The organism is Rhodohalobacter sulfatireducens, assembly GCF_022012475.1.
Taxonomy (GTDB): domain Bacteria; phylum Bacteroidota; class Rhodothermia; order Balneolales; family Balneolaceae; genus Rhodohalobacter; species Rhodohalobacter sulfatireducens.
Map to the genome: position 1 here is coordinate 1 of NZ_JAKLWS010000035.1, position 11,024 is coordinate 11,024.

Consider the following 11,024-nt stretch of genomic DNA (forward strand, 5'->3'; position numbering starts at 1 on the left):
CCCTTCCAGAGCTAAAGCCAGACAGATTGCAGCCTTTTACATTTATTACCCTTTGCAAAAGTCGCCGGTCAAAGAAGCCTAAGCTACACTGTCTCTTTAATTAAAGCTTCAGTGATCATAACAGTTGTTGACCGTGAAAATGTAGTACAACAGGTTTGGCGTAGTAGACCTCCTTCGCAACGTCCCCCGGAAGCTCCTGCTTCCCTTCCCAATTCCCCGGCATGTATACAGCAAAACAACCCTGTACAATTTTGAGGAAAAGCTGGAGCTTCGGAATGAGTAAAAACTCTTAGCCACAAGCTCCTTCTGGGTGATGCAACCTGCAAGGCAATTGACTCTTTGCTGAACATTTGCGCCGGTTTGGAGACTTTTTTACACAGTCAGACTTAACTGTAATGAAATAGCATAAATGAGGAGCCAAAGACCAACTAACCCATCCGGCCAGATAAATATTTCGTACTGCATAATGAAGCATATTTAAACTCGTTTAATCACACTCAAAATTTTTTTGTAACAATTATCAGTTGAGTGCATCATATAGATACAGTGTTAAATTTTATTAACGTAGAGGTACAACAAAAAACCACCCGTTCTAACTGCAAACTATTCATAGTTTTAACGGGTGAAATTAATTCTTCTTAATAATGTTGCTATTGAATTCAAGTTTTTTCGACCTTTAATTCTTTTAAAAATTAATGAAGAATTCAGTAAAAAAAAGCGATCTCCCAGATAAGAATTTTTTAATATTAATTTTTTTTAATATAATTCATAAAAGAAAGTTGGCTTTAATCTAGAAATATTAATCAGAGAATAGGATACTTATCTACACTGATTATATAGCATTGATGCCGTCCTTTCTAAACGTTTTACACAAAACACGTAACAACGATCTAAACTTATAACAAAACAAATAGGTGACTTAAAATGGGTCAACAACAATTATTACTCGTAATACTGGTAACGATTATCGTGGGTATCGCCACTGTCGTTGCTATTAATATTTTTGGAACAGCTGCCGACCAAGCTAATCTTGATGCTGTTCGACAGGACTTAATGGCTGCTGGCGTTCAAGCCCAAGCTATTTGGGCTCGACCAGGGATGATGGACGGTGCTAATAGAGATTTTACTGGTGGTGCTGAAAATGCTGAGGACATTGATGCTTCAACAATTCTTCGCCAATTAAATATTCCTGGTGAATTTGATAGTCCCACAGATCCAACAACTGTAACGAACGAAAATGGTCTTTATAGATTGGGTACAATTCAAGAATCAAGCTTAGAAATTGTGGCTGTACCGGCAAGTGGTGCTGATGAAGAAGAGCAAACTGTACATGCAGTTACATGTAGAGATGATCAAGGTAATTGGCAAATAGATATCGAACAAGGAGAAGTGCCAGCGCCATGTGGTTAATCTAAAATACAGAATAGCTTATAGCTTAATAAATGAGATAGGCACTCAATATTTAATATTTTGTGCCTATTTTTTTATTAATTTTAATTTATTTTATTGATTAGAGAACAATTGCTTATTAGATTTTGCTGCCGCAATCTTTTGTATGAATCGGATTTAGTTTATGGGGCAACAACAACTATTATTAATTATTTTGGTAGTAATCATTGTAGGGATTTCTACTATTGTTGCAGTAAATATCCTTGGTATTGGTGCGGATAACGCAAACCGTGATGCTGTTCGACAGGATTTAACATTGGCATCATCTAAAGTTCAATCTCTTTGGGAAAAACCCGAAATGATGGATGGTGCTGGAAAAAACTTTGAAAATCTAAATACATCAGAAATAATTCAATACTTAAATATTTCATCTTCTAATTACGAAACCGGTGATGAATCAGTAACTAATGACAATGGAACCTATAGAGTTGAAATAGAAAATGAGACAAGTTTAAGATTAGTTGGTGAACCTCGCATTGGAGGAAGTAATATTGTTATCACAGTAAGCAAAGATACTGAGACAAATAATTGGAATTTTGAAATATCAGAAGAGACTCCTGGAGATAATTAGTTCAACAAAAAAACAATATTTTCTTTTCTTAATTCATTGGCTTCTGAAATTTATAAAAATAGCATATGCCTCAATTCCGATTTACAGGGAAAACAAAACAAGGCAAAACGGTCCTCCGTGAATTTGAGGCCCCTTCAAAGAAATCTGCCAAAGAGAGAGTTCAAAAATTAGCTACTACTCGTTCACTCAAAGTTGAGTCTATTGACGAGAAGAAGCGTTATCTCTATAAAGTTCGCAAGAATGGTAGTGGGCCTATAGAAGGAGAACAGCAAGCTTATTCTGCTGAAGATGTAGAGCATGCTCTCGTTAAAATGGGGTACCGGGTTGACTATGTTCGAAAGAAATGGTTTGACTTTAAGGGAATGGTTCCAAGAGATGAAATCGTAACTTTCATTCGTCTCTCGGCAGATCTTCTTCGACAGGGCTTACCCTTTGATCAAATTCTAACTCTCCTCTATGAAGATACTACGAATCGATCCATGAAAGAGGTCATTCGTACTATTCAAAAAGATCTTCGGGATGGCAAGGAGGGATCTGAAGTTTATGGCAAACATAAAGATATATTTGGAAAATTTGCCGCATATATGCTTGGAGTGGCCTCTACCAGTGGTAACATGGCCAGCGTGTTTGAAAGCACTGCAAAATTTGTAGAACGTGACGCCGACTTCAAAAAGAATTTACGTCGATCCCTCTTTATGCCGACTTTTACCCTACTTGCTGTTCTAGCTACACTACTGTTTTTTGTCGGTTATGTTTTTCCCATCACGGCCGAAATGTTTTTGGAGTTCGATATTCAACTCCCTCCTCTCACGGCAAATGCACTCGATATCAGTAATTGGCTCCAGGCAAATTGGATTGCTGTTACACTGGCTCATATTCTTCCCTTCGTCTTTTTATTTCTGATGTGGAAAAATAAAAAGGGACGCCTTATTATTGACAAATACTTGATAAAGCTACCTGTGATCGGTGAATTATTGCATAAAACCAGTATTGAAATTTTTTCAAGAGTTTTCCACACACTGTATAGCGGATCCGGACAAAATATTGAGGTGATTCGGATAGCTGCTGAAGCCTGCCGGAATACCTATATCGAGAAACAAATAAAGGATATTGCCATACGCCGCATGCTTGAGGACGGTGCCGGTCTGATAGAAGCACTGGAGGCCACCCAGGTGTTTCCAAAAAGTGCATTGAGCCGTTTCCGGCTGGGTGCAGAATCCGGTTCTTTGAAAGAAAATTCCGGCCAGCTTGCCGATTACTACGAAAAGCAGACCACCTATAAAATGGAGTCGGTCATCAACTGGATTAACCTGTTCATTAACTTTATTATTTTTATAGCACTCATCTATATTACCATTGTTTCCTCAGAAGCAGCTATTATTAAACCAGACTATGGTAGCGGCGGTTCTGGATATGGTTTAGGAGGGTAGTGTAAAGGAATGGACAGAAAAGACATTGGATGAGAGTCCCCTATTTACTCGTTGCGAAGGTCCGCCTTCGCAACGCCCCCCGAAGCTCCTGCTTCCTTTCCCAATTCCCCGACATTCGTGTAAACAGCAAAACCAATCCTGTACAATTTTGAGGAGAAGCTGGAGCTTCAATCCAGCATTCCGAAGCCGGAGCTTCGGAATGAGTAAGCTTACTCCTCAAAGAACTCAGTGTTCCCTGAAGTTGTTTTGCCAACTTATAGAATTTTCTATCGAATCAAAGACAAGAACATCTATATTATTCAGATTATTAGAGATCACCAGATCTTGCATATTGACGTGCTCAAATCACGATGAATAAATTGACCAAAGATTTTTTTTATGAATTTGAAATCCACATTTTTATCGATTCTCTCAATCACCGCCCTCTTAACCGGCTGTGTTACAACCCAACCCGAAATCACGAACAACAACTTTAACAGCACGCTTTGGGTACAAACGGCAGCAGAGTATGAAGCAAACGCCATCCAGGCGTATAACAGTGCTGAAAGCAATATTGATGTGGCACTGAGGGATAAATCCTGGACGGCAGCGTTGGAGCAGGGATCGAACTATTCTCTGAAACCGCCTGCCATCATCCTGGATATCGATGAAACGGTGTTGGATAATTCTCAGTACCAGGCTCAGTTAGTGTTGGACAATGAACAATTCAATCCCGAAACCTGGGATGACTGGATCGCGATGGAATCGGCACCGGCGGTACCGGGGGCAGTGGACTTTATCAACAGCATGGAAAATTTGCAGGTGGATGTCATTTACATCACCAACCGGGAATGTATGGCCAGAACGGTCGGCGGGCCTGAATGTCCACAGGAAGAGGACACAATAGACAACCTGCTAAAAGTAGGTATCGTAGACGTGGACCCCGAACAGATTTTTTTAAAAGGTGAACAACCTGATTGGACTTCTGAAAAACAAACACGGAGAGAAGTGGTGGCCTCCAATCACCGAATCATCATGTTATTTGGTGATGATTTGGGAGATTTCCTCCCGGATGTTAAAGATGATATCACACCGGAAGAGCGGTCTGAGTTAGTTGAAGAATACAGCGAGCACTGGGGACGGAAATGGTTTATCTTCGGCAATCCCACCTATGGATCCTGGGAAAGTATTTTGAGTGGTCCGAAGTCTGAATATTTCCGGGGGTTGGAATAGTAATATAACGCGATTACCAGTTCGCAATAGATCTGGTCATGAAGGTTCTTAACCTGCATTTCTCACCAAGAAATGCAGGTTAGCAATAGATCTGGGCAATAAAGGTTCTTAACTGGTAAATGCGTTAACATATTTATTTATTCATTCCATGGTGGTGTAACATCATTCATTCGTGCATATGCAATTGATTGCCCCACATGCTCGCTTGTGTGGTTCAGCATAAACACCAGGATTCCTTCTCCGTTCAGAGATCTGCCAAAGAGTTCATAGGAGTCTGTAAGCTGCTGGTCAGTTAAATTTGCTACTGAATCCAAAACAAACTCATTTGACTCTCTCAGAGCTTCCACGATTTCACCTTTATCTGTGAGTGAGCCTATGCTTTCTACATCTACAGGTGCATTGATGCCAAAAGATCCCAACATCATATAATTTGCCTGTGCAATGTGGGTAAATACCTCACCAACGGACCGAACATCCTCGTCCGGGCTCCAGTCGTACGTATCAGCCGGCATAGCTTCGGCTAACTGAACAACTCGAGATGCATAATTGAATTGTCCGTCAAAAAGAGCTTTCATTTCATCTTGTGCCTGCATTGGAACAGTTAACAAGAGCACCAACAATATACTTATAAAGAGTACACTTAAATTTTTCATTATTTTTTGATTTTATTGATATGATAAGTAGGGATTTCAATATGGTAAACTGATTGTTTACTTACAATCACATAATTTGAACCGTTTATTAGATTTAAGAGAAGATTGGGAGAAGAAAGAGATCCATTTAAATTTTAAATCATATTCTTATTTAAAATGTTTACCATGTTATTAACAAGCGATGGGGTAATAAGAATAAACAAGCAATAGGTGATTACAATGAGTTCAAATACATTTATTAAAACTGTTATCAGTGGATTTATAGCAACATTTACAATGGCTATGGTTTCTTTTTTGCAGGGTGGGATTGGATTACCCGCTATCGATATCGGCCATATTTTAAAGGAAACTTTCAATCATGTACACGGTTATGAAGTTTACTCGCTCATTTGGGGGAATGCAGCATTTAACATTGGTGGCATTTTAATGGCGCTTATCTGGGTAGCTTTCTTACAAAAACGAATTCCGGGCAACTGGTTGATCCAGGGAATTATATATGGGATACTGATAACATTGGTAGCCGGCCTGATCATATCTCCACTTTTTGCAAGAGCCGCCGGCGAAACCTTTGGAATTTTCTATTTGAACACATGGATTCCCGGCCTGCTCATTTTAGCTGGCATATTGATGCACGTTACATATGGGGTAATTCTTACCCTGAGCTTGAAGGTTGCAGGGGTTGATAGGAAGAGTACATAAATCCAGTACGGACGATAACCTTCTCAAAAGAGTCTGATTCAATAATAAGTTTAAATATCCGTTTATCACTTTGTTAATTATGAATCCCGGTTTCTAATAGAAATAAATTATTTGAGCTTTAAGAAACATTCATTGGTGATTCGGAGTTTATGAGTTAATTTGTAGTTACATTTTCATTATTCAATAGTTTAATCGTGTTCTTATGGGTCAAGTTACAAGGGTAACCTTTAACAATAAAATTAGCAGAAACTTCAGCAAGACAGTCAAATCAAGGGTGAATTCTTATTTCGAGGAGAACAATCTCTCCAGGCACGCCAATTTAGAAATGGTATCGAAGACTGTTATTCTATTGACGGTTTATTTCGGTGCCTACGCCATGATTTTATCTGGTCAGTTTTCTCTTGGGGTGATGTGGTTTCTTTCCTTTGTAATGGGAATCGGAATGGCGGGAATTGGCTTTTCCATCTCTCACGATGCCCTTCACGGCGCATATTCATCAAATTCCACCGTAAATAAACTGCTTGGATATACATTCGACCTGATGGGAGCAAATGGATACATCTGGAAAATTACGCATAATATTATCCATCACACCTACACAAATATACACGGTCATGATGAGGATCTTGAGGTAGCGGGATTCATCCGTCTATCCCCTCATTCAGAATATAAACCGGTGCACCGGGTTCAGCACATCCTGGCGTTTTTTGCATACAGTTTTGCAACATTCTTCTGGGTATTTATTAAGGATTACAGGTATTTCTTTAAAGAAAACCTGGGGCCTTATGAAAACAAATCGCATCCGGTTAGCGAATGGGTTACCTTAATTGTCACTAAAATTCTGTATTACTCATATACACTTGTAATTCCTTACCTGGTTCTTGATATAACGATTCTACAACTTCTCATCGGGTTTGTATCACTTCATCTCACTGCGGGTTTAATCCTTGGAATTATTTTTCAACTGGCGCATGTCGTTGAAGAAACCGATCATCCCGAGCCAAATGAGGAAAACATGATTGATGAACACTGGGCAATTCACGAAATGGTAACGACAAATAATTTTGCAAGAGATAATAAACCGCTCTCCTGGTACATTGGAGGGCTGAACTTCCAGATTGAACACCACCTGTTTCCAAAAGTTTGCAGTATCCATTACCCCGAGATTAGCAAAATAGTGGAACAAACAGCAAATGAGTTTGAAATTCCTTACAACCACCATGAAACCTTCAGCGAGGCAGTTGCTTCTCATTACCGAACGCTGAAAAAATTTGGCGATCCAAATTTTAAATATACTCCGGCTGAGGTGTAGATATTCTAATTTATTTACTAAAGTTCCATCTCCGGACGTGACTTATGAGGAATGAACTACCTTGGGGCAGAGCCCACGAGGTATCAACTAAGAACCCATAACATTTTTGTCAATACATGGCTTATTTTTGGAGTGTCCCCCTTCGAAGAGGCAATGGGGGGATGACCAATTCAGACTATTTAAAGTATTGTTAATGCTTAACTTAAATTTGTTATATATATTTTTGAAACATATCCTTTCAATATATTAAAAAAAGATCCTTAGGAATTTTTTTTGAACGAATAATAACTAGGTACTTAAACATTTATATTATGGCCGTTTAGAGTTGATGTATTTTAGGGTCAGAACAACTTCGGCCTCGAAACAATTAGCGGATTAAGGGAACCTGAATATCTGCGGAAACCTTTTATCATACCGGCTCTTAACTATGTTAACAAGCTTTAAAAGTGGCGGACCATTGATAAAAGGTAGCAGAGATTCAGTGACCGCCGCTAATTGTTTCGCAGCCTTGATCTTTTGGTTCTTTTGGATCAAGCCAAAATGAACAAGATGACCGTTAAGGATGGTCACTTATTTTTATCAATGATCCTCAACCTTTCCAATAACCCCTTGATAAAGATAAAATCTCAAAAATTGGGTTTTTATGGGTAATGTCAGGGCAATGGGGGATAATCAATGATGTCTAAACCCAAAATTGGGTAAAAAAACTTCAAAACGTAGAGGGTCATTCCCCGGCTCACTCCGCCTGTGCTCCGAAGCCTTGGGCGCAGGCGGGCCTGTCTTCCGAAGTTTCAGCGCAGGCAGGTTCGCTTCCCCCTTCGACCTGTGCACCGAAGCCTTAGGCGTAGGATGTAAGGGGGATTTTTATCTTTTCCGACCCTTAAGGTCGTGGAATTGATCCACTTATGACTAAAGATTTCAGTAGATGAGCCATTCTTATCGGTCTGTAAATACTTCGTATAATGCTCATGGAAATAGTGCCTGATTGGTCCTCACTTTAAATTTACCTAATCTCGGAATTTTCAGTACATTTAGTTAATATCATCCAGACAATTTTTTCGATAAAATAATACCCATCGTGATGGAAAGAACGCTGATTCTTACCATTCTGTGCTTTCTCGCCTTGCAATTTGTATGGCTTCCGGAAGAGTTGCCTGCACAAAACCAACTCGAAAGAATTTCAGTGCATGAACGAAGTGACGGCAAGGGGTATGTCTTTCGGTATCATCTTGATCAGGCGGCTGACTCATTTTCCGTATCCCAACCGGCCCCGGATCTCATCCAGGTCATGCTCCACTCCCCCGGGTTAGATACCCTCGATTTTATACACCCTGAAGAATCAACGGCATACGATCATATTGACTATCACAAGAATTCGGAAGGATTCGGGTTCGATATTTTTCTTGATAAGGATATGTTCGTGAAAACGGCTGCCTATCCCGACCGTAACAGCAATGATATGCTGGTTGCTTTGGAATACACATCCAAAGAAGAAATAACAAAAATTGCCGATGAAACGGATTTTATCTATTGGCATGAATACCGTGAAGAACCGACAACAGAACTCGTCAATAGCCAAGATGATACGTTCGTGCCGATTCGAGACGGCAGGGAGTTTAACACCATTGTCATTGATGCCGGACACGGTGGGCACGATCCCGGCTCAATGAACCGGCGTCTTGGCCTACAGGAGAAAGATATAGCACTTGAAGTGGCCATTCGGGTTGGAGACTATATAAAAGAGCACATTCCCGATATGGAGGTGATTTATACACGTGAAGATGACACATTTGTACCTCTGGATAAAAGAGGGCTTATAGCAACCCGGGCTAAAGCGGACCTTTTTCTATCTATTCACCTGAATGCTGTCAGAGATTCGAGGGCCTACGGATCGGAAGTGTTTTTCCTGGGAATGCACCGGAGTGAATCTGCCCTTGAAATTATGAAACGTGAAAACAGTGTGGTAAACCTTGAGGAAAATGGAGGGCAACAGCAACTCAGTGAAGAGGAACTGTTAATTTATGAGCTCGCCAATGCCGGAAATATCGCAGTCAGTGAGCGTATTGCTGCAATGGTTGAGCAACAATTTCGTAATCGTGCACAACGCCGGTCAAGAGGCGTAAAACAGGCCGGTTTGATGGTTTTATGGCATGCATCAACACCTGCAATTCTTGTTGAGCTTGGATTCCTGTCCAATCCCAATGAAGCCCGCTACATGAACAGTGAATATGGTCAGACTATTTTGGCCTCCGCTATCTTCCGAGCAATTCGGGATTTCAAGGTTGAGTACGACCGTAGCATCGATCAAGCCAATACTGCCAGTAATGAGTGATTATCCACTTATCATAGGAGTTGCCGGCGGAAGCGGTTCAGGTAAAACCACTGTAGTGAGCAAAATAGTAAGGAGCATTGGCAGAGAGGATGTTTTGCTGATTGAACACGATTCTTACTATCGAGACCTGAGCCATTTATCGTTGGAGGAGCGAAAGAAACATAATTTTGATCATCCATCCGCGCTTGAAACAGAGTTGATGATCCGTCACCTCGATGCACTGAAAAAAGGATACAAAATCGAAATCCCAGTATATGATTTTGTAGCACACACTCGATCTGATAAGAGTATCAGTGCATCACCCAAAAAAATTATTCTCATAGACGGGATACTAATCTTTAGCGAGCCGAATTTAAGAGAACGGATGGACATCAAAATTTTTGTCGATACAGATGATGATGTTCGGCTCTTGCGGCGGTTAAAACGTGATATTTCTGAACGCGGGCGTGACTTGGATGGCGTTCTGAATCAATATGAAAAATTTGTTCGTCCGATGCACCTGGAGTTTGTAGAACCGAGTAAACGCTATTCAGATATTATTATTCCGAGAGGAGGAGAAAACCGGGTGGCGTTGCAAATGGTCAGCGCACTCATCAAGGATAAACTAAACGAGATCGTATAACTATCTTTTTATTCACGGATAATCTTTTCAAACTGCTCTAACCCTTCCCAAATCAGGTATTTCCTGTAATTCAAAGAGGCTTCTTCGCTCATCCAATTCATAATCTGTACAGCATTCCCGCCGGTAATGTAAATTACTGGATCTTCAACCATGGAACGATACCGTTCAATGAACCCTTGAACCGCAAGCAAGAAACCGCCATTTACGCCCCACTCAATACACTCAACCGTTGATTTTCCGGGCCACTCTTCAGGGATAGATTCAGGTGCTTTCGGAAGTTCGGGAAGATGATCTCTCATTGAACTTTTTATGATCTGTAATCCGGGCATAATAATTCCCCCTCTGAATACTCCCTTGGTTGTCATAAGATCAACGGTGCAGGCACTGCCCGCATCAATCACAATTACATTTCTTTCATCTGATTCAATCCATGCTGCGAGACAAACTAAGAACCGATCCAACCCAAGTGTTTGCGGTGTTTTGTAGTCCAATCTATTTGATGGAATATGCGACGAGCGATACTCGATGAAATTTCTATCTGACAGCTCAGCTCTCAGTTTCTCAGAAATATCTTGCCGTACTGATGACAGAATAATTTTTCCCTTATCTCCTTTTGAAGCCAAATAACTGATCATTTCATCAATTCTATCATGTTTACCATCAAAAAGTATCTGCCAGTCAGATCCGTTTCGAGCAGCCAGTTTTAGAAAAGAGTTTCCGATATCAAGATAAAGTGGATTCATT

10 protein-coding genes are annotated in these 11,024 nt (G+C 40.4%); 8 read left to right on the forward strand and 2 right to left on the reverse strand.

Going from position 1 to position 11,024, the window contains the following annotated elements; genetic code table 11:
- Positions 1-924 precede the first annotated feature (924 nt).
- From L6773_RS18135 to L6773_RS18150, 4 genes are all read left to right on the forward strand, one after another.
- Complete coding sequence (locus L6773_RS18135) at positions 925-1,410, forward strand: hypothetical protein (RefSeq protein WP_237855942.1); 486 nt, start codon at positions 925-927, stop codon at positions 1,408-1,410.
- Between the two features lie 163 nt (positions 1,411-1,573).
- Positions 1,574-2,020, forward strand: coding sequence for a hypothetical protein (locus L6773_RS18140; protein WP_237855944.1), 447 nt, complete (start codon positions 1,574-1,576; stop codon positions 2,018-2,020).
- A gap of 65 nt (positions 2,021-2,085) precedes the next feature.
- Complete coding sequence (locus L6773_RS18145; protein WP_237855946.1) at positions 2,086-3,450, forward strand: type II secretion system F family protein; 1,365 nt, start codon at positions 2,086-2,088, stop codon at positions 3,448-3,450.
- 378 nt (positions 3,451-3,828) lie between these two features.
- Positions 3,829-4,662 carry an HAD family acid phosphatase gene (locus tag L6773_RS18150; RefSeq protein ID WP_237855947.1) on the forward strand — a complete coding sequence of 278 codons (834 nt, stop codon included), beginning with the start codon at positions 3,829-3,831 and terminating at the stop codon, positions 4,660-4,662.
- A 137-nt stretch (positions 4,663-4,799) separates the two neighbouring features.
- Here L6773_RS18150 and L6773_RS18155 read toward each other — a convergent pair whose 3' ends face one another.
- Positions 4,800-5,315: a DinB family protein gene (locus L6773_RS18155; protein WP_237855948.1), complete on the reverse strand. Its 516-nt coding sequence runs from the start codon at positions 5,313-5,315 to the stop codon at positions 4,800-4,802.
- Positions 5,316-5,534: 219 nt separating this feature from the next.
- Between L6773_RS18155 and L6773_RS18160 the strand changes: the two genes are divergently transcribed.
- The 4 genes from L6773_RS18160 (at position 5,535) to udk (ending at position 10,280) form a co-directional block, all read left to right on the forward strand.
- A complete protein-coding gene (locus tag L6773_RS18160; protein ID WP_237855949.1) occupies positions 5,535-6,014 on the forward strand; it encodes a hypothetical protein in 480 nt (159 codons plus the stop codon).
- A 274-nt stretch (positions 6,015-6,288) separates the two neighbouring features.
- Complete coding sequence (locus L6773_RS18165; protein WP_237855950.1) at positions 6,289-7,326, forward strand: fatty acid desaturase family protein; 1,038 nt, start codon at positions 6,289-6,291, stop codon at positions 7,324-7,326.
- A 1,081-nt stretch (positions 7,327-8,407) separates the two neighbouring features.
- Complete coding sequence (locus tag L6773_RS18170; protein WP_237855951.1) at positions 8,408-9,658, forward strand: N-acetylmuramoyl-L-alanine amidase family protein; 1,251 nt, start codon at positions 8,408-8,410, stop codon at positions 9,656-9,658.
- Entirely contained in the window at positions 9,651-10,280 is a 630-nt protein-coding gene (udk, locus tag L6773_RS18175; RefSeq protein WP_237855952.1) for a uridine kinase, read from the forward strand. The genes L6773_RS18170 and udk overlap by 8 nt, the downstream gene beginning before the upstream one ends.
- Before the next feature lie 8 nt (positions 10,281-10,288).
- On the opposite strand, the gene L6773_RS18180 is transcribed toward udk, so the two are convergent.
- Positions 10,289-11,023, reverse strand: a complete 735-nt coding sequence (locus L6773_RS18180; protein ID WP_237855954.1) for a type III pantothenate kinase — start codon at positions 11,021-11,023, stop codon at positions 10,289-10,291.
- Between the last annotated feature and the right edge of the window lies 1 nt (position 11,024).